General features: G+C 56.5%; 14 protein-coding genes. 4 read left to right on the top strand and 10 right to left on the bottom strand.

The window, feature by feature from the left end; all coding sequences use genetic code 11:
- Positions 1–261: 261 nt before the first annotated feature.
- From NR187_RS20730 to NR187_RS20695, 8 genes are all read right to left on the bottom strand, one after another.
- Positions 262–1,938, bottom strand: a complete 1,677-nt coding sequence (locus NR187_RS20730) for a TnsD family Tn7-like transposition protein (RefSeq protein ID WP_256807413.1) — start codon at positions 1,936–1,938, stop codon at positions 262–264.
- Positions 1,931–3,397 carry a TnsD family Tn7-like transposition protein gene (locus tag NR187_RS20725; protein WP_256807412.1) on the bottom strand — a complete coding sequence of 489 codons (1,467 nt, stop codon included), beginning with the start codon at positions 3,395–3,397 and terminating at the stop codon, positions 1,931–1,933. Before NR187_RS20725 ends, NR187_RS20730 begins: the two co-directional genes overlap by 8 nt.
- The gene (locus NR187_RS20720) at positions 3,394–4,947 is read right to left on the bottom strand and encodes an AAA family ATPase (protein WP_256807411.1); all 1,554 of its coding nucleotides are present in this window, start codon (positions 4,945–4,947) and stop codon (positions 3,394–3,396) included. The genes NR187_RS20725 and NR187_RS20720 overlap by 4 nt, the downstream gene beginning before the upstream one ends.
- Positions 4,944–7,088: a Mu transposase C-terminal domain-containing protein gene (locus NR187_RS20715; RefSeq protein WP_256807410.1), complete on the bottom strand. Its 2,145-nt coding sequence runs from the start codon at positions 7,086–7,088 to the stop codon at positions 4,944–4,946. The genes NR187_RS20720 and NR187_RS20715 overlap by 4 nt, the downstream gene beginning before the upstream one ends.
- 22 nt (positions 7,089–7,110) lie before the next feature.
- Positions 7,111–7,905 carry a TnsA endonuclease N-terminal domain-containing protein gene (locus NR187_RS20710; RefSeq protein WP_256807408.1) on the bottom strand — a complete coding sequence of 265 codons (795 nt, stop codon included), beginning with the start codon at positions 7,903–7,905 and terminating at the stop codon, positions 7,111–7,113.
- 185 nt (positions 7,906–8,090) lie between these two features.
- Entirely contained in the window at positions 8,091–8,603 is a 513-nt protein-coding gene (locus tag NR187_RS20705) for a hypothetical protein (RefSeq protein WP_256807404.1), read from the bottom strand.
- Positions 8,604–9,149: 546 nt separating this feature from the next.
- Entirely contained in the window at positions 9,150–9,989 is an 840-nt protein-coding gene (locus NR187_RS20700) for a metallophosphoesterase (RefSeq protein ID WP_256807403.1), read from the bottom strand.
- Between the two features lie 712 nt (positions 9,990–10,701).
- Complete coding sequence (locus NR187_RS20695; protein ID WP_256807402.1) at positions 10,702–11,229, bottom strand: hypothetical protein; 528 nt, start codon at positions 11,227–11,229, stop codon at positions 10,702–10,704.
- Positions 11,230–11,427: 198 nt separating this feature from the next.
- Here NR187_RS20695 and NR187_RS20690 point away from each other — a divergent pair, with 198 nt between their 5' ends.
- Together NR187_RS20690 and NR187_RS20685 are read left to right on the top strand one after the other, a co-directional pair.
- Positions 11,428–11,688 (top strand): helix-turn-helix domain-containing protein, encoded by a 261-nt coding sequence (locus NR187_RS20690; protein ID WP_256807401.1) that lies wholly within the window; start codon positions 11,428–11,430, stop codon positions 11,686–11,688.
- Positions 11,689–11,890: 202 nt separating this feature from the next.
- Positions 11,891–12,391, top strand: coding sequence for a hypothetical protein (locus NR187_RS20685; protein ID WP_256807400.1), 501 nt, complete (start codon positions 11,891–11,893; stop codon positions 12,389–12,391).
- Positions 12,392–12,725: 334 nt separating this feature from the next.
- Here NR187_RS20685 and NR187_RS20680 read toward each other — a convergent pair whose 3' ends face one another.
- Together NR187_RS20680 and NR187_RS20675 are read right to left on the bottom strand one after the other, a co-directional pair.
- The gene (locus NR187_RS20680) at positions 12,726–13,319 is read right to left on the bottom strand and encodes a sigma factor (protein WP_256807399.1); all 594 of its coding nucleotides are present in this window, start codon (positions 13,317–13,319) and stop codon (positions 12,726–12,728) included.
- 186 nt (positions 13,320–13,505) lie between these two features.
- Positions 13,506–15,425, bottom strand: coding sequence for an ATP-binding protein (locus NR187_RS20675; protein WP_256807398.1), 1,920 nt, complete (start codon positions 15,423–15,425; stop codon positions 13,506–13,508).
- A 286-nt stretch (positions 15,426–15,711) separates the two neighbouring features.
- On the opposite strand from NR187_RS20675, the gene NR187_RS20670 reads away from it, so the two are divergent.
- Both NR187_RS20670 and NR187_RS20665 read left to right on the top strand, forming a co-directional pair.
- Positions 15,712–17,295, top strand: coding sequence for an ATP-binding protein (locus NR187_RS20670; protein WP_256807397.1), 1,584 nt, complete (start codon positions 15,712–15,714; stop codon positions 17,293–17,295).
- Between the two features lie 7 nt (positions 17,296–17,302).
- Positions 17,303–19,327: a Druantia anti-phage system protein DruA gene (locus NR187_RS20665; protein ID WP_256807395.1), complete on the top strand. Its 2,025-nt coding sequence runs from the start codon at positions 17,303–17,305 to the stop codon at positions 19,325–19,327.
- The last annotated feature ends 263 nt before the right edge of the window (positions 19,328–19,590 follow it).

Below are 19,590 nucleotides of genomic sequence, written 5' to 3'. Positions count from 1 at the left end.
TTTTATTGAGCCCCCGAAAGGCTGGTTCGGCCCTACAAAAAAGTTCTTCCAAAGCGCATCTCGCGATAAAGCGTGCAAGGGATTGAATTTAATGCAGTTTCGCCGCCACCCTCAGATGGGCACATCGCTCACATAGGCCAAATAATTTCTAGGAAACTTTTTACCTCGGAGGCCTCTTAAAATCGGGCCGTCGCTACCCCCGCGCGTTGCCCAACATGGACGAGCCCATAGTGCTTCACTCGAGAGTTGAACGGCGCAACCTCAATTAGCCTTCTGTTGCTTCCGCCGCCCGCCGCTTGGCCCGACGACATCGTCGAGAGCGGCTTTAGCGAGCGGTAGCCGGGCTACTACTGTGCGCAATGATCGAATCCCGAGTTCGATAGCGAGTAGATTGGTCGTAACGTTCCCCGTTGGCTCCTCGTTGCGGATCTGCTTTGCCGCTCTGCGAATTCGGTCGGCAAGCTTCGAATCGTCGCTGATAGGGATCACCGTACGTGGCGTTGCTTCTCTTCTCCGCTTGGCAGCGTCCATGATCCAGTCGCGATCAATTTTTCTCAGAAGAGCATAAGCGTTCACGCACTGGGTCGTGGACCACGTCTTACGTAATTCTAAGATACGCAATCCGTCCTTTAGGCCGCGTAATACCTCTCTTCCTCTTCGTTCTCTAGTGCTCTCTCGTCCTTGGACGAGGCGGAGCGCGACAAACGTAGTAATTCCGAGCTCTCTTGCCACATCCGAAGTGCTCTTTCCTTCGAGATGGAGAGCCTGTGCCCTTTTCATGAAGTTTGGCCCGTAAGCCGAAATGCTTCTGACGAGCGGCATCAACGAGTCAGATTCTTGAGCTCTTACAAATGTGAATTGGAATCCGCAGGGGCACTTTGCGCGAAAATGATCGTCCTTCTTGCCTCTCGTATATCTACGAACCGTCCTGATATCAGAAATCCTAAAGTCGTCGTCATGCCCAGCATGAGGGTTGGGGCACTTCCAAGAAATCTGTGATGCATAAAGACTAGGCGATGGAGAAGACGCATGCTCTTCAAAGAATATTTGAAGCAGAACATGAAGAAGCGGATGATAGCTTCCCGTGCCATTGATCATTTTGCTAAACACCCGGGTACGAGCTGCTCCCTGCGGTGGCAGCCTGACCCCAAGCTTGGAAAGCGTCTCCTCAAAGAAGAAGGCCACAAAATTTCCTGCCAGGCGATCGATGGCGAGCTTTCTCTCTCCTATCAGGTAGCCCGCGTCAACAGCCGCTCGTTCGTACAATTTGCTGGGATTGGGCCTCGTCCATCGAGAGAGCTGACCATTGAGAATTTCCTCGCACTTGGTCGAAACTAGGCGAGCCAACCCTAACTCTCGTTCGTTTAGCGTAACTGGTTCAGTGGTGCTCCGCTTAATGAAAGTGGTCGCGTCCTGCAAGACTTGTGCTGCCGTCGCAGATGCGATCGCATCGGTATCTGTCAAGATGTCGCCATGGCGAGTGCAGACGAACATCCCACCCACTTGATGAGACCTTCTCCAATACGTTTCGCCGAACCTCGCAAAGTCTTCCGACGCACAAGTTCTGCAGAAACGCAATCGCTTGATCTGGCTAACACTGCCGGAGCGAGAGCCAATAAGTGTGTTGCCACGGGAGGTCGATCCGGCCGTAAAGTCCTCGACGCACTTCAGATATTGCTGGGGCGCTAGGAAGCTACCGTAGTACGGAAGCAGCGTGTGCTGCTCTATGATTTCGATTGGCGACTTTCCCCATACGAACCGAGTTCTGCTCGCAAGGTCGCCAGCGTCCGCAATAAACTTTATTGAGAAAGTCTTGCGGTTGTTGATTGCTCGATAAGCGCTGCCCCTCGCACTGGGCTTCACGTAGGCAAAATATCTGGCAAAGACCGAATATATCAGTTCGTCGGGATAGGGGAGGGGCAGGACAAGACTAGCCATTGGCGCGGTCCGCCGACTTTCTCACTCTCACGGACGGCGGCGCGCCATTCTTAAGACCTGCCACTTCGGTCCTCGCCGCGATTGAACGTACCCAATGACGGTCCCACCGCATGAGCGTTTGATAGGCGGCTCTTGAGCGTGTTGTGCGCCATTCTTGTCTTAGACGGAGGATACGGCCCGTGTCGGGCTCGATCCTGCTTTTCCGACGCGCAATCAGCCGGCCAGCAGCCTTGTGCGATACGCGTAGCGATGACGCCACGTAGGTCACCGAACGTTTTCGATCGTAGAGGCGCCTTGCCTCGTCCTCCATGGCACCACCATAGCCACTTATCTTTTTGACCAGGGGCATGTTGGGATCGTCCTTTTCGCTCTCAGCGAAGGCGAATGCCAGGCCGCACGAACACTTCGCATGGAAATACACTTGCCTACGCTTTGTCCGACGGAGTTCAACGCTCGAAATCCTAAAGGTCGGGTCGTGGTTGGCATAAGCGTTCGGACACTTCCATTCCTGTCGGGTGGTGCCATCCAACGCATGGTGCTTCAATGCCGACCTTGACGCCTCCAGCAACTTCTCCAAGAATAGTTGAACGAGAATGTGGATCAGTGGATGACTCGTTCCCGAGCCACGGAAAATCTGGCGTAACGTCATCGAGTCACTTGATACTCTACAGCCGAGCTTCTCCAGAAGATGGACGCCGAAGCTCTCAACCAGATCGTTCGCAAATCGCCCCACCTCAATCTTATGGGCGCCAGAGCCGTATCCAAGCTCCACGGCAGCATTTTGATACCTCAAGGCAGGATTGGAGGTGATCCAAGGTGTCAATCCGCCCTTCAACACGACCTCGGCGCGTCCCGAGATCTGTAGAGCCATCCGCTTTTCATTTTGAGTCAGCGCTACGGTGGGAATCGCTGTGGCCGTGCAGTGAGCGGTCGCATCTAGCGTCGTTCGCAAACTTCGCTGAGAATACGGCGCAGTCGAGTTGCGCAATAGCTCATTGTGCTGATTGCAGAATGTCGTGCCGCTAAGCTGGTGCTGTCTGCGCCAGTAGGTCTCGCCAAGGCGCCGAAAATCCTCATCCCAACAGGTCGCGCAAAACCTAAAGAAACGGGGCGCCGCCACACTCGGGTTGCTCAAGCCCATCTGCGTACTCGCGCTGCCCGGATGATCTGCCAAAAATTGCGCTGTACACTCTAGATGAGAGTCGGGCTGAAGAAATGCACCATAGAACGGAAGAAGCGTGTGGCGCTCGATGATTTCGATGCCAGATAAGCCCCAAGTGAGGGATGTCCTTTTCGCAAGTTCGGCCGCTCCCCTCACATAACGCGTCGAAAACCAACGACTGCCGTCGATAGAACTGTAGGCCGACGTCAAGCGTGTTGGCTGGATGTGCGCGAAATGCCGAGCGAAGACAGAATAGACCAACTCGTCCGGATACGGTCGAGGTAGGGTTAGATTCATGCGACTCCGTCCTCCATGTCCGCAAAATAGCCGGCTGCTTCCAACGCTTCTATTGGATCTTGGCGCCCCGCCTGCGCGATAGCGACGGTCGTGATGAGGCCGTCGATCGTCTCGAGGGATCGCGCTCTTTTTGTCAAGCCCGCGAGTTGCTTTGTCTGGATTGTCTCAAGCCGAGGATTCGAAAAGATCTTCTCAGCGAGCCCACTTGCTTCAGATGGCTCACAACCTCCATAGATAAGATTCGACACGAACCTTTTTCGAAGCTTATTGGTTGCTGTCTCTTCCAGTTTTGGATCGATGTAGTTGAGATGGGTTACGTTGTTTAGCTTTTTGATCTCTGCCTGATAAATATCTTCAAATCGACCCGCTGCTTCTCGGTCGCCGCTTCGCAAGGCCGTGATAAAGTCTTGCAAGAGTTTGAATTGCTCCTTTGCGACGTGATTAATGAGGCTCGCGGTGATGGACTCGCTCTTACTTCTTATTGCGTGCCATTGACTGAGTTGGAAAAGCCGAACGACGAGTGCGCTGACCCCCTGCGTTTGATCGTACATCGCTTCCGATACTTCAGGCGTCAGGGCACCCGCCTGCTTCAACCACTGGTACTTCCAAAGTGCGTTGAGGAAGAGATCCCAATCTTCATCCTGTTTCATGCGATCCCACTCATAAGAGCCCTGGTCGCTCAGTCTCCTAGCTTCCCGAAGCAATGTGCCGAGCATGCGCTTTGCTTTCGGCGTTCCGAGAACAACAAAGGGAATCTTCACTTCATTGGCGAAAGTCACGAAAAAGTTGAGCATCTTCGCGGGACCAACCCCGGGAGCGTCTAGGAGATGTTGGATCTCGTCGACGACCAGAGCACCAAGATGGTGTAATGCAGCGACGCGTGCGACATCGAAGATGAGTTTGTCGATCGGATCGCTGCGATTGATCTCGTCCATATGACTGGTGCCGAGAATTGCATCGATTTGCACGATTATGGCCAACAGCAACTGCTTCAAGCTGCCGTCAGGCGGACAGTCCACTTTCAGCCAGACCAACTGCAAGATCCCGTGAACTGGGTGCTGAATCGCCCTCGGATAGAATGATAGCGCCCGTTCGAGTACGGTACTTTTCCCCGCGCCGGAGACCCCGAAGAGCGAAAAAGAGGGGGCGGTTGATGGTCCCGAGGTTTCTATCGGCTGAAGTTTGCCGTCCATACTTTGGCGATAGAACTCGACCAATGCCTTCTTGAAGTCAGGTTGCGCGGGATTGCGGTACATGTAGCCGCCGTGAATTAGTAGGCCGAGTTGCTCGACGATGGTCTCATGCGCAGGCATCATGAAGAGGTAATTGTTAAGCCGACTGACGCACAACATTCTTTCCGTTGCGGAAAGAGAGCGCTCAGATCTGTCGAACGGCGGTCGTCGCCCAAAGACGGGGACCATCTCTTCGCCGCTCCTAAGAGGGGGAAGTGCCTCGATCAGCGGGTTTCCGCGACATTCGAGTAAGGCGGCAGGCCTGTATGTTGCGGGGAGCAGGTGCGGGAAATGTGCATAATCGTCAACGTCGGTCATTCATCGTCCCCGTCTTGTTGTTTGAGCAGCGCCCGAAATCTCTCGCGATGACGATCCGTGCTTTCGTCGGCGTGTGGCGCAGCAGGTGCAGTTGGTGGAGTGATCTCTGGCGCTAGATCGAATTTCTCAAACGACCGCTGGCGCTGCTTCTCTTCGGCCCGGTTTTCGCGGATCCCCGATAGTCGTGACGCGTTTGAAGCGTTGGGATCGTCAAGGGCCTTAGCTTCGGCTTTCGCAGCCTTTTCGATTTGCTCCATCGCTGCGTCGGTGCGAACTCGCTTAGCGAGACGTATGGCGTCACCGGATGCTTCCAGCCTTCTCGCCGCCAGCCCCTTTTCCTCGACTTCGGATAGAGACATGCCATGCCTGTCGAGGGAGGAGCGCAGCAACTTGCATGCCTCGTACCCCGTAGCTAACTGCTTTTGCCAAATATAGAGCTTCTCTAGGCTGCGGGGGTCGTAAGAGACATCGACCGGCCACTCCCCGTTGCTCCTAGCTTTGTGGAACCATTCGTCCCTCTCTGCGAGGTCGCAGGTATAATATCCGCCCTTGAAGCGAATGCCCTTCTCGGTGACGCGAGCCTTATCCAATGGCATGACGGCCAACGCAATCTCATCCAGAGACAGTTCGCTCAGGCTGCCACTGTTGCGTGGGATTCCCCAATTCCATCGATTGATCGGTGTCTGGTCGAGGCCCTCGGTTGTCATCTCGGTGGGAGCTTCGATGCCGTCAACCGGTTCTTGATTGTGCTCCAGAACTGCCTCGATAACGATCTTGGTGAATTCGTCCAAATTCATCGCCGACTCGAGCCGGTAGTCGCGAGCGCCTCGTGTATTGAAATCTGGCTCGACGTACCCAGGGGTGAATGGCCCGAAGATCGAAGGGACAATGCGAAAACGCGATTCGACGATGCTTTTGAGGTCACCGCGACCTGGGCTAGTGTTGCCGATCGCGATTCCAAGTTCTTCGATTTTCTGTCCAGTTCGGACGTTCATTAGTTCGCCGCGGTCGGCCAAAATCGTTCTTGGCGCATGATGGGAGGGCCACTCGTGGGGCTCGATGTCAACGCCAAACTCGCGGCAGAATTCGACCTTTGGCGTAATCATATTCGTTAGCGCCATCATTGCTCCTATCCACGACGGCCCTTCGAAGCCAATGTAAAGGCCCACGATGAGACGGCTCCAAGCGTCGATTACAAAGTAAATGATGGGACGGCCAACGATGCGCCGACGATCGAAGCGTGAGCGAAGATAGACGTCGGCAACCGTGGCATCGACCTCAAACCTGTCGCCAGGGCCAATCGCATTCTGCTCCGCCTTACCTGTTATTGGCCGTGCAGTGAGATCGAACTGCTTCTGGCCGAACCGGCCTCGATATCGGCGACTCAAGGGGTAAGTCTGCCGCACGAAGTATCCGAACTGCCTCAAGGTAGGCAGTTCCTCGATCGTCTGCCGCTTCCCAGCGAGAAGTTCTTCAAGCTTCTCGGGGACTTTGATTCTCGCGACATACTCCAGCGCGCCTGGAAGTGAACGACGTTTCATCCGGAAATAATGGTCGGCTCCGATTTGCATCCATCGCCGGAGCGCATCATCGACCGAGACGCCGATGCCGGGCGCGATATTGCGCGGTCGTCCGACCTTCACGCCACGATCGATGTTCCTCAATTTGCCGGGGCCGCCGCATTTGGCGTAATCGGGTCGTACCGCGTTAAAGGTCATTCCCCGCTGCCAGTAGCGCATTATTGCAGCGACGACAGTGGGACGTGTTACGCCGATCGTCTCGGCGGTTTTGTCAATCGCGGCCTTGCGTGTAGACCGGTAGAGCAACTTTTGCGCTCCGTTATTGGAGAGCAGTTCGGTTATGATTTTCCACTGCCGGTCGTGCGCACGATCCGCGGCTGAATCCGTCTTATCCAGCGCATGGCGGACCGGGAATGGTTCGTCGTATTCGACTTTCAACGACGGAGCGTCGCAAAGGAAGGCTGTCCGAAGTTGTTCACGATGGTATGGCGTTGGCCATGTCTTATCGTGCAAATCGAACAGCCAGAGGGTTTCACCGACTTCGTCGGCGTGAACGATGCGAAAGAGTCGGCCATCGCTGGCCGTCTCTCTGATCAGCATCCGTTGAACCAAAATAGGCATTGTGGTCTGCATGAGCCTGCCGTTATCGCGGGACGGAGAATCGGGCCGCCGGCTGGTCAGGTAATTTTCCCAAACTCAAGTCGACAAGAAGAGCCTTCTCGAAGATCATTCGTCGAGCCATTGCCAAGGTGCGACCTGCGCGAAGCGCCAGGCGCCCGTCCACGACCCCGCAGACTGCGTGTAGCGGAAGATGTTCAAAGTCTTTGATGGCGTCTGCCAGGTGTGCTCGGATGGCAGAGTCGATCTCTGGCTTGGCGTTTGCCTTCGACGGTCCGCCGAATAGCCACTCGAGATTGTAGCTGTGAGTGTTGCGAAGACGCGAGCTAGGAATGATCGCCCAAGGTACGCCTCGTCTCTCCCAATAGAGCCGCTCAATCTCGAGTTTTTGAAGTGTACGCTCTTTGCGGAGTTCTTTGTCTTCCTTAATCGCGAACGCGCGATCAAGGCGTCCCGCCGGAGTAACCTGCGTTACCAGCAGGTCGGTCGTCATAACTAGGATTACTTCCCTGCGCGGGTGTCGTACGCCGAGTTGTCGCGCGATCTCGACCGTATCTTCACGCGGCAAAGGAAATTGCTCTCTGATGTCCGATGTCCTGTGGTCAAAACAGTGCCGCAAGAACGCGTAGTATTCGAGATCAGATAGCAGGTGATGGACGCGGCCGGTCTTCGGCCAGAAAACGCGGTGACTCTTTCCAAGAGAGGGCACGTCGAAGACACGCAACCAGGGTTTATAGTTCGAGCCCGTCCCACGGCCTCGTCCCTCGCGCACGTATTTTGCGATGCGACTTTCGGTCCATTCATAGCGTCGACGAGCCAAGATTGCGTCCTATAGATGAGAAAGTCTTACGGCATTCCCAAGATCAACTCTCGGGCGAATGCAGCGAAAGCGTAACTGTTGCTAGTAAAGTGAAGGTTGATGCGGCTCTTGACCAAAAGTCGCATCCTATTGCTCCACGCCAAAATTCCGCGCGGCGGATCGACAGTCGTGTGCTTTGAAAGGGCCTAGGCCACTGCGCGGATCGGCGAGCCTGGCCCGAGAGGTACCGTAGTGACATCGATTTCCACGATCCCCGCGCATGCCAGGGCCAGAACAGCTTCTCTCTTCAAACCGAAACCGTTGATCGACGCGAGAAGCTCTTCCATATTAATCACGCCGCGACCATTCAGCCTGGCTAGTATCTGCATACGAAGGTGAACAGGCACCACCGCGTTCGTGGAATGGCGCCAGATCTCTCGTTCGCTATGCAGGCGAGGCTGCATCAGGAGTTCATCGTCTGTTAGGATTAAGTGCCGAAGACCCATGTTCCGCGTCAATTCGACAATTGACTTTGATACTCGTCGGGAGGGCACTACCTCAAGCAGCGAATAGGTATTGGAACGTCTTACGAAGATGGCGTCCGTCTGAAGGCGTGTCCCGGCCGCATCGATCTGGTCGAAATAGTTGATCGCAATAACAGTAGGATCGAGTGTGAGACGGGTGAGTGCATCGACCGTCGTAATGTCTTGCGCCGGCACCGGTCTGGAAGTTTTCGTCGAGCAAAAGGTAATCACACTAATCACCTCGCATGTTTGGGCGCGATTGAATGGACTGGAGAGTGGAATTGCAACTCGGGAAGTCAGCGGCGGAGGCTGTGAGTTAGATGCCGAGAAGTCCTTCGCGTTGCGCGCCGCAATGCGCGGGTTGCCTGCTCTACGTCCTGGGATTTGTGACGGTAGGCGACGGCCATAATGTTCATCAGTTGACGAATCGTGGACTGTTTGACGAAAGCCTGGTCGTAGCAGCGCGTTGCTAAGATAAACGAAGTCGTCGCGTCGATGAACGTGACGCGGCATCGAGCCCGCGAGTCTGCGTCCGATAGCTGCTCCACGCGCATCAGGAGTGTCGAAAGTGTCGCGTTGGCGGCGGATGTGTCAAACTGCGACTTCACCACGGAGTACTCTCCTGCAATGGATTCAGTGGGAAACGTGTCGTTGCACAAGGCGTCTTGATCGCGCCAACAGGCGCGCCTGAGGCGCCACGTCAGGACGTCCCGAGAGATAAATATTGCCGATTGGCTGGAGTCAGACGTCGATGGTGAGAAGTGGGTCGAACGTCCGGTTCTCCCAAAATGGCTCTCGCGGCATCCACGGCCCATAGCCCTTCGCGTTTGAGATTACGCGCGTCTGCCCGACCGTTAAATCGACCGACTCGTGGGTGTGCCCGTGAATCCAAAGATCGACGGGTCGAAGCGTATCCCCGGAGCCGGGAGTGCTTGGGATCATTAGGGCAGTTAGATCGCTTCGATATATCGCGCTCAAGACCTCTTCAGCGCTCAATTCGTCCCCCAGGGCAACCTGCTTCGCACCGAAGTTGGGGTCTGGAATAGGTGCGTGGTGGGAAACTACGACCATCGGTCCGCTTCTCGGCTTGCGAAGTTCCGTTTCGAAGAAGGCGCGCGCTCTTAGGTGTCGAGCCAATGCATGATGCGGAAGAAACCGCCGCGCATAGTTTGAGATCCTGATCTTTCGAAAGTCATTCATGCGCGTTCCCGCGACATCCATCGCACGATAGGGATCACCGAACAGATTGAAGTCGGTCCACATCGTGGCACCTGCGAAAGTGACGCCTCCGATCGTCGTGGTGTCGCACTCGAGCACGAATATGTTGGTACCGCGTGCGGCCTCTTTAGCTTTCTCGACCGTGCGATCGATGTCGCAGCCGTACGCTTCGTGATTCCCAGCGACATAAATAACCGGCTTGTCGGTTACTCTTTGCCGCAGCCATTCTACGCCCCGCTCCATGCGAGGAATTAGGTCGCCTGCAACGACCAAAACGTCGAAAGCGGGGCGCGCGTCGACTGGCGGTAAATCCCAACCCCGAGTGAGTTCGACATGCAAATCTGACAGGATCCACAGCAGCACGGTTGTAGTCCTCGCATTTTAAGAGTGAGTTGTATTATCTCTTCGCGAAGAGGGCCGTTGCCTTACTTCAAATCGCCGCACTCGGCAGGTGGCGGATTAAGGTCCGTGAACGCGTCGGTGTCTCGATCGTATCGCCGACAAGCGACTGTCGATTGTCCCTCGATCGTACGATGAGGGACGATATGAACGTTCTCATATCCAGACGGGGTCGGGACTAGCACGCCTTCTGCGTGCTCCCTGCAACGGGTTATCAGCCTCTCACTTGAGCGATGGATCAGGCCGCGATCGCCGCAGAGTTCGCAAGTCACGGTCGATCTAGCCTCTGCCAGTGCGATGGCATCTTCAACGTCATGCCGAGAGGACGGTGAAAGTCTGCCATTCCAATGGATGCGGAGAGATCCGTGCTTTGCCGAGATCTTTGTGAGTGCGACCCGCTCACCTACTCGGAGCGCAGCGTTCATTCGGTCGCAAGCTCGTTCAAGAATGTCACGCCAGCCAGAGCCGCAGTCGGGATATCCTTTGGCGAGCACTGGAGCTTCCGGAGGAGGATGAAACAATTTGCAATACTTGCTGATCATAGCGATGCGCCAGTCGCGTTCAGGGATGCTCATCGGCACCTCCATGCTCAAGCTGAGGATCTTGACGTATTGTATCGGGGCGGAGCGGCCTCGATGGCCGCGCCGTAGGTTTTCCGGCTTGGGGAGCGAAGTCTTTAGAGTTGGATGTGAAGCCAGTGCAGCCTCAGCATGTGACAACGCGAGTCGAACTTTGCGCGGCGTCGAAGAGCGGAGATCAAGACCATCTTCGCGGTGGGATCTCCCTCCAAAGCACAGCACAGGATGGCTGAGATCACGGCATCCGTAATGGGATTCTTCAATCCGTGGCGTTGTAATCCCTTGATGGCAATGCCGACGGCCGTCGCCGGATCGCCGCCGACTGCGCCGAGCCAATCGCAATCAGCAACGCGTTCGTGGCGCAAGAGAAATTCCCGGATCGTCCGTATGTCCTTCCGCGAGAAGTCGTGAGGGCTCCGCGCGCGCCACCAACGGGTGGGAGGCAGCGAAGTACGGTGGGTCGTATCCGGATAAGCGACGTTTGACGAATTTTGGACGTTTCCCCAGGCCGAGCGCATGCGTTCCCCCAAAACTTCAAGGTGGTTGATATCGAGCGGAAAGCTAGGTAATTGGAGTATTCCGAAAATCATCGCGAGGCCTTGTGAGGCACCGCTTGGTCGCGCCAAGGACTCTCCTACGTACTCGTCCAGATGAGCTAGGGACGCACTGTTCCGTTTTGCCGGACCAATGACCTGGCAAGGATTACGCTGTAGGATTCGATTGCTGTTTTAAGGAGCGGTCGGCCCCACCCGACCCGAGGATCTACTTAACGACCTCTTAATAATAGCAAATGCGAGGCAAGACTCCAACTACGGTCGGAACTTATGGTTAACCCGAACCAGGCGCCTCACATCACGCCTGCTCAAGTGAGAGCCGCTCGCGCTTGGCTGAGTTGGAATCAGGAGCATCTAGCGAAGCTGGCTGGGCTTTCAAAAGAAACGCTCAATCGCTTTGAGCAAGGCCATTCGGTACCGTACTCCTCGACCATGGAGCGTTTACGCCAGACGTTGGAAGGCGCGGGAATTCGGTTTCTGTTTCGGGAGCAGATAGCCAGCGGCATTGAGACGACTGCTCCCAAGTCTTAGTGGACGTGCAGTATTTGGCATTCGTTCCGCTCGCGAGTTCTCGAACTCTGTGCGACTAACGACGTCATGGTGGCCTTAGGCAACGCGCCCGACGACTAGGCGCGTCCCAGGTCCGGTCCGCTTTCATATCCTCCGTGCCGATCATCGGCTTCTATGCCATCGTCGACGGCCAGTATCATCTATGAGTTGGAGGGACGAGGACGTGGCGAAAAGTGAACGAGGACGCAAGCGTAAGCCGCCGCCGGAGCCCGAGCACACGCTGCTCGCGACCGTGAAATCGGTCACGGTGAGTTACTACGTGCGAAACCACGGCCATGGCGTCTCGGATGAAGCCATCACCGATGTGCTTTGCGACATCGTTGCGATAACGCCCAACATGCCCAAGCATCTAGGCGATGAAGTCATTTGCTCGCTCATGTGCTCGCGCGAATATAATCGCGTCGATGATCCGGACGAAAAGGGCTGGCCGCGCATTGGCAAGGGTCACACCGTTCCTGAACGGCCTTTCTTACTCAACATGCGACTCGGCAAGGATGGAGGATTGTTTTCCGCTTACCTGCCCGAGGCTGCATACTGGGCGGTGCAGACCGACTTGAAGAGCGGGCGGTTGAAGTTCATCGAGGCAAGTTTCACCAAGCCGAACCATGGCTATAGTGATCTGACGAGTATTAACTTCTCGGAAGTCTCGCCGGAGGGACCGTGAACTGCCCGGATATCATCTCCGCGGAGGATGATGCGCTGCGCGGTTCGCTGTGGGTCTTGGCAGTGTGAGAACGCCGAGATTGTTGAGAGCGATTGAAGAAGTAATTCACGCAAGTCCGATCTAACGTTCATGGCGGGCGAGTGATTTCGAGTTAAGACGTCAAACTGGGGAACGCAATTCTACCTGTCTTTGGCCTTTTAGCGTTTTTACACAGCCAGTGTCATTAGTAGGTTTGCGATCGCAACTTGCTGGGGCTCTGGTGAATCTTCTGGGCACGACGAGCCGCGGTATCACACTTTCGCTCACGAGGGCGTAGGTTCGCCGCAGCCAGAGGTCAGGCGGCCCCGGCGAGGCGTCTTACCGACCTGATCATTCGCGCGACCTTGAAGCGATCCGTTTCCAGGTCAGCAGCGATTTCGGCTTGGGCGTCGCCGTTGGCCAACCCACCCATAAGCATCCGCAGTGGAGCGGATGCTCGCGCAAACAGGCCGCGCGCATCGCATGAGGCTTCCATCGCAATGTGTGAGCCATACCCGATAGTCGCCATAGTCTCCGGTGCTTGCGGTGGATCCGGCATTGGGAAAGTCACCGGCAAAGATGGATCCAGGCGTTTGCGGCTGCGCGTAGTGACGCCTGGACGGATCGCTTTGGCCCGAATGCGCTGAATTGCTTCGGGGACGAGCGCTGACGTAATGAAGGCCGACGCCGACCCCCGCGTGGGGTCATAGCGGCTTGGCGCCTCCATCATCAGCACAAAGGTCTCGTTGAGGACGTCATCGCGATCGTTGGAGAGATCGGGGGCGCGGCTGATGACCGCTCTCAGAATCCTGGCTTTCATGCAAGAATAGACGACGTTCCCCGCGCGCGCATCGCCGCCGAGGAAAGCAACTAGACTTCGGTCCAAATTTGAGTAATCGGGCGTAGACATAGAAAGAGTCTCCGTTGGCTACAGCATTGACCGCAAATGCGTAGGTCAATGCAGTGCCTCGGGGGACCTGGTGGCACATGGCCACGCCTGCTCTGCCTTCGCGATTCGGTAGAATAAACGGCAAGCCGCAATTAGCAAGCGGTGCGCCGAAATGGCGCGCTTGATTGCCCAAGCGCGCCATTGGAGTTACGCGGGAGCGTCGGTGGCGAAGCTTTGCTCCTGGTCGCCCTGCGACTCTTCGTGGGAGTCGTCTGCGTGGGTCGTCTGCTCGAACACCTTCAGGGCATTGGACAGGAACGGGGTCCACTGCTTCTTGCGTAGATTCTCGTTCCATAGCTTGGTGACGGGATCGTCGATCCGGAGTTCGCCCTTCGCCAGAGCCAGAAGGACGATGTCAAGCGCGTAGCGAGCCCGACTTCCCCCCTCTAGCTTCAGCAGCGGAGCATAGAAGGCCGAGTAGAAGGGGTGCTGGCGGTTGACCTTCGCCACCACCACATTGCCCGGTTGCCACTCGGGCTCGAAGAACGCGCCGTGCGAATCATCGAAGTACTCGATCTTGTAGCCGCGCCGCTGGCCCTGCTTTTTGATCGCCTGCTTCGCCTCTTCCACCGTCCCCGCGGTGACGCCAACACGCTTGTTTGCCTCCTCCTCGGTCGCCTTTTCGACCTTTTCCTTGTCCTTCTTCGGCGGCTCGTTGATTTCTCCCTCGATCCGGTCGGCGAGCGCCGCAGCGTTCTCGGCCGGCGAAGGCTCTTCGGTGGTTTCAACGACCGGATCAGCGGCCCTGCGCTGCTTCGACTGCCAGTTGTTCTCGGCCTTTAGCAAAGCATCGATCTCGAACGGCTCAGAAGCGAGCAGACGCCAGAAGTCTTCAATCGGGCGCACGGTCTGCTTGTCGTTCGCGATGCCGAAGACCTCGTCGAGTTGCGGATTGAACTTCACTTCGATACCCCAGTGATAGGCATAGCCCTGGAGCAGAGGCCAATCGCCAAGTCCGGCGCTCACATCGCGCATCGACCGAGGAAAAACGTCCACCGTCTCGATCTCCCGGTCATGCCGAACAAACGACATGCCGCGCCGCGCCTTCCTAATTTCGAAGCGGCGATTGGCGTCTGATTCGGCTTTGCCCTTCTTATGGACCGAGAAGCCCGGAGGAAACCGGACGATGCGCACCTCGATCGCGCCAACTGCAAGCGTCCTCTCGTTTTCGGGATCGAGTTCGCTCGCCTTTTCGACGTACGCCAGGTGGAGACCGCCCGTTTCCTCATCCTGATAGTAGCGAACGGGGATCATCTGACTATAGACTTCGATTGCGCCACCCTTGTCCTTTGGCAAGTAGTAGCGAGCGCCAGGAGTCAAGAACAACGGATCCACCGGCTCTACCTGCTTGCCGCCGACTTTCAGCGTGACGTCTCCGAGCATATAGCGATAGACGACACCGAAGTCGTCCAGCAGGTGTTCTTTCAAGGTCGACGCCTTGCGGTAGGACAGGCGGTCCGGCGTGACCCATACGACCACGGTGCCGTGCTCGAAGGTCAGTTTGTTGTCCTTGAGATAGCGCTGGACGAAGTCCGGCAGTTCAGCAGTCACCGGCTCCTCAATGTGCGTGAGGCCATGGGACTGGACATTGTTGATGTCGAGCCAGGCCTTGGTGATCACATCGTCATGGCGCCGCTTGGTATAGACTTCTACCCGGCGTGTCTGATTGATCGAGGCATTCGGCAAGCCGAAGCCGAACTTGCCGATGGTGCCCAATTCATCGAAATGGGTGCCCGCGCCCCAACTCAGCGCGTAACGAACCATCTTGGGCGACATGCCCGACCCGTTATCAAAGAAAGCGACCGACGAGACGGCTTCGCCATCCTTCTTGCCCTTGCCGCGTTTGGCCTGGTCGAAGAAAACGTCGATCTGCGACGCCTTGGCCTCGATCGCGTTGTCCACGATCTCGCGGGCGGCGGAAGAGGTATTTCGATACCCGCTCCGACGCTGCGATTCGATCGCGTGTTTGGAATTGAAGAGGGGGAAGTCGAAGTTTCCGGGCAATTGAGCCAGGTACTTCTCTTGACGCGCAACTTCGGCGTCCAATGCTTCTGCATCAAAACTCATCTCAGTCTCCATTGTCTTGGCTGCACATGGCAGCGTGGCTAACAATGACATATGGGCCGGATATCGCGAAAATGTGCGATCGGCCCAAAGTTTTTCAGTAGGATCTCCCGGCGTCGGCGCGGCGAGAGAACGGTTTGATGGGGCTAGGCACGGGCGGGCCCTCCGCTTACCCGATTTTCGGTGGATCGAGCGCTACTGGTAAGGGTGGCTCGTCGAAATGAGCTGACGCCGGCCTCGGATTGCTTTATCGGTATGCTTTGGGGCTCGTTGAAGTGTGGGAAGAGGGATGTCAAAGGTCACCGCGATCCGAAGGGGCGATACTGCCGGTTCCGGACCAGACACCTCGATCATTGCGCTCGACCGGTTCATCCAGTCTACGCGGGATTCTGGTTATAAAGGGACCGTCAGCGCCGTAGCCGAACTGGTCGATAACGCGCTCGAGGCCTCGGCCCGGCGAATTGATATTGGCGTCCGAAAGACGGCCGAAGACGATTTTGAGGTGACGATTCTCGATGACGGTTCGGGGATGGACGCCGAAACGCTGACTGAGGCTTTGCGCTTTGGGGGTACGACGCGCTTCAACAGCCGGAAGGGGTTGGGGCGATTTGGAATGGGGCTACCCAACGCGTCCTTGAGCCAGGCGCGTCGTGTCGACGTTTTCACGTGGCAGCAGGGCGAGCCGCCGATCAGTAGCTATCTCGATGTTGACCAGATCGTATCTGGGGCTCTTTCGGCGATTCCTAAGCCGATGCGTCAGGTATTGCCGGCTACGATCAAGCCGAAGCGGTCCGGGACATTGGTGGTCTGGACGCGATGTGATCGGCTCGATCATCGTCGTATTTCGACGATCGAGCGTCGTTTGCAATCCGGGCTCGGGCGCATCTTTCGCCATTTCCTTTGGGGCGGGACGATCATCACCTTGAACGGCAAGGCGATTGATCCGGTCGACCCTGTCTTTCTCCAGGTGCCCTTCAAGGATGGTAGTGCCAAACCCTTTCAAGAAGTGGTCACTATCGAGGTCGCGATAGACCCGGAAAACCCTGCGAGCCCTGCCGGTCAGGTAGAGGTTCTCTTTACGGAGTTGCCGGTCGCAGAGTGGCACGAACTCTCCAACGACGACAAGCGAGCGCGCGGAATCGCGAACGGGGCTGGCGTGTCCATCGTTCGAGGTAAGCGTGAGGTTGATTTCGGCTGGTTTTTCATGGGCGCCAAGCGCCGAGAAAATTACGATGATTGGTGGCGCTGCGAGATCCGTTTCGACCCCGAACTCGACGACGCCTTCGGCATTACGCACACCAAGCAACAGATCCGCCCGAAGGAATATCTGGTTGAGGCGATCCAGCCGATTATCGAAGATACCGCGAAGGCGTTGAATTCGCGTGTCCGCCAGAAGCATCTTAATCTGAAAACAGAAAAGACTGGCGTTGAAGCTGAAAAACTCGCTGCCAAAAAGCACAACCATCTGCGGCCAATTCAGAAGGCGAAGGCCCAGGCCAGTGACACCAAGGCGCTGTCCGACCTTGCAGGTCGCCATATGCGAGTAAGGGATGCGCTCGCGGAAAAAGGCCCCAACACCAAATATCTGCTTGTTCAAGACGAGCAGGATAGCGGGCCGTTCTTCAAGCCGCTCGTGTCTGACGGCGTGCTCGTTGCGGTTGTCAATTCCAGCCACCTGTTCTTCCGCAAGTTCTATGAGCCCCTCGTCGGCCAAAATGGACTAGATCCGGCGAAGGCCTCGCATGTGATCAATTTGATGCTGTTGGCGGCCACTCGCGCTGAGGCGCGAATGACGGGCAAAGATGAGAGAAAGATCCTCGCCAAGTTCCGTAAGGAGTGGAGCGAGGTGTTAGACGCTTTATTGCGCTCGTAGGGCAGAAGTGAGCGCAATCGATATCACGCCAAAGGCTGTCACGACGGCCGCGTCGAGGCGACTTCTTGCAGAATTCGTAAGAGATCTTTCCGTCCTCGAAGCTGACCTTGAGGAAATCAAGTCGATCAGACTTGGTGCGCGGCGCCGTTTCCTTGCGGAGGCAGGCAAGCTCAAGACAAAGGACAAACTAGGCCTCATCGCGTCCGCGCTTGTCATCGCTGACCTTGTCGAGCAAGGCTGGCTCGTCAAGAAGGGTAGGAACGAAAGAGTACTCGCACATCGTCCATTTGACGATGATGAAGAGGTCAGGATGCATAAGCGCCGGCGCTACCACGCCGCGCGAGATGCGCAATTGAGACAGCCTGCGACGCGAGCATTCATCGAGCGGATGGAGCGAGGCGCTCTGACCAGAACTGGGCGCCACTCCATCTTCTCTCTCATGCGAGATGGTCGCCATCTACAATTCGAGATCTCGGGCGCGCTATCGGGGTCCTCTGGTAAGACACTCTCCGAACTCGTTCGACCCTACATCCAATTTGTAAGCTCTGCCGGCACCTGCTCAATCACGGGATTGGCGCTTCAGGACATTTGGCGGTACTTCCGCCACACTTGGAGCAATCCATACGAGAGCGTGCCAGGGCGCAGCATGTTGTTCCTCGTGCGGGACGGTGCGGCTCCTAATCATCCTGTGATGGGAATCGGCGCGATCAGTAGCGCGGCGGTACAACTCGAGGCGCGCGATCGTTTCATCGGGTGGCTAGGTGAGGACATAGTCGCAGCCTGTAAGAAAGATCCGAATCCCGAATATGCAGACTGGGCGTTGGCAACAATCGATCAAGCCCTGAAAGCAATCTATAGGCAGGACTTCCTGGAGAAAGGGCTGCTCCCGGCAAAGCTGCCAAAGCATGTCCCGCAGCAGACGATAGCCAAGCTTCAAAAGCTGGCCGCCAAGTCTCGGGAGGATCACTTCTCTCGAGCCGCTGCCGGCTCTAACAAGGCGGGAGGGGATGCGACCGGCGTCACAGCGGCAGACTGGCATAAATACGCGCGGTCGCCGCTCTTTACAGCAAAGCGAGCACGTGAGATCGCGGTGCTTCTTGAGACGCGAAACACTATTCACGATGCGTGGGACGGTGTGCCGAAGGCCAAGCGCGTTGAAACCCTGCTTGAGTCCGCCAGCGGTCGAGCGGCTTTCACCAAGGTCGTGCGTTTAGCACGATCTATGACGGTCGGAACCGAAATCGCGGATCTTACCGTTTGTGGAGCGGTGCCTCCTTACAACGTGCTCCTTGGTGGCAAGTTGGTAGCTATGCTCGCTGCGAGCCCGGAGGTCGTTCTTGAATACCGACGGCGATACCAGTCAATGCCCAGTATCATTGCGTCGTCTATGGCGGGGCGAGCGATTGTGCGCTCCGCAAACCTCGTATTTATCGGAACGACGAGCCTCTACGGCGAGCGGCCAAATCAATACGATAGGACGTCCTATCCGTGCGGTATCGTCGGCGGTCCAATCGGGGAGACAGTTCGCTACGCCTATCTGACGACTCGAGACCGCAGCCGAACCTCCGGAGTGGGAACGTTTCAGTTTGGGCGGGACACCAAGGCTGCCATCGAGCAATACACCTCGAGCATTACCAACGGACGTCGCGTCAACAACGTGTTCGGCGAAGGAACGAGCCCAAAGTTGCGATCGCTTCGAGATGGTTTGAATGCGCTCGGCCTTAATTCGGAGGAAATGCTCCAACACGGGATCGAGAAAGTCGTCTACGGCGTACCACTCGTCGCTAATCCCTCCCGCTACCTGCTACGGTTGGATGAAACCCCAAACTATCTTTTCTCACTGGTCGAGGCCGAAGCTAGCACGGCGGCCATTGGGCAACACTGGTTCGAGAGATGGGCAGTTGCGCGAATGAAGCGGGAAGAGACAGAGCACAAGCTGCAAGCTCATACTCTCGTTCGTCCTATTCGCCATGGATCTCGCGTCGTCCTCCCAAGCAATGACGACGATCAACTGTCATTCCGGATAGACTGAGGTAAAGGGATGCTAGCCGCTGGCATCCGCCTTTAACTCGTCGAATGGAACGCCTGTCAGGCCAAACGGCACGACCAGATGGTCGTAGACCGCTGCCGTGAGCGCGCTGGACTTCCCTGCACGCCCCTCAGTACCTACATGTCCAATCACAGATTGGGCAATGGGGCCCTAGCACCGGGATGTTAGGTGGCCAAGGCGCCGAAGAACTGTAAGCGCTGTTCAGCGGCCACCTACCGGATGATGGGGTGATCTGCGAGTCTGCG

This window comes from Bradyrhizobium sp. Bra64 (genome assembly GCF_024519875.1).
Classification (GTDB): Bacteria; Pseudomonadota; Alphaproteobacteria; order Rhizobiales; family Xanthobacteraceae; genus Bradyrhizobium; species Bradyrhizobium japonicum_G.
This window is presented reverse-complemented; position numbering and strand designations above follow the sequence as displayed.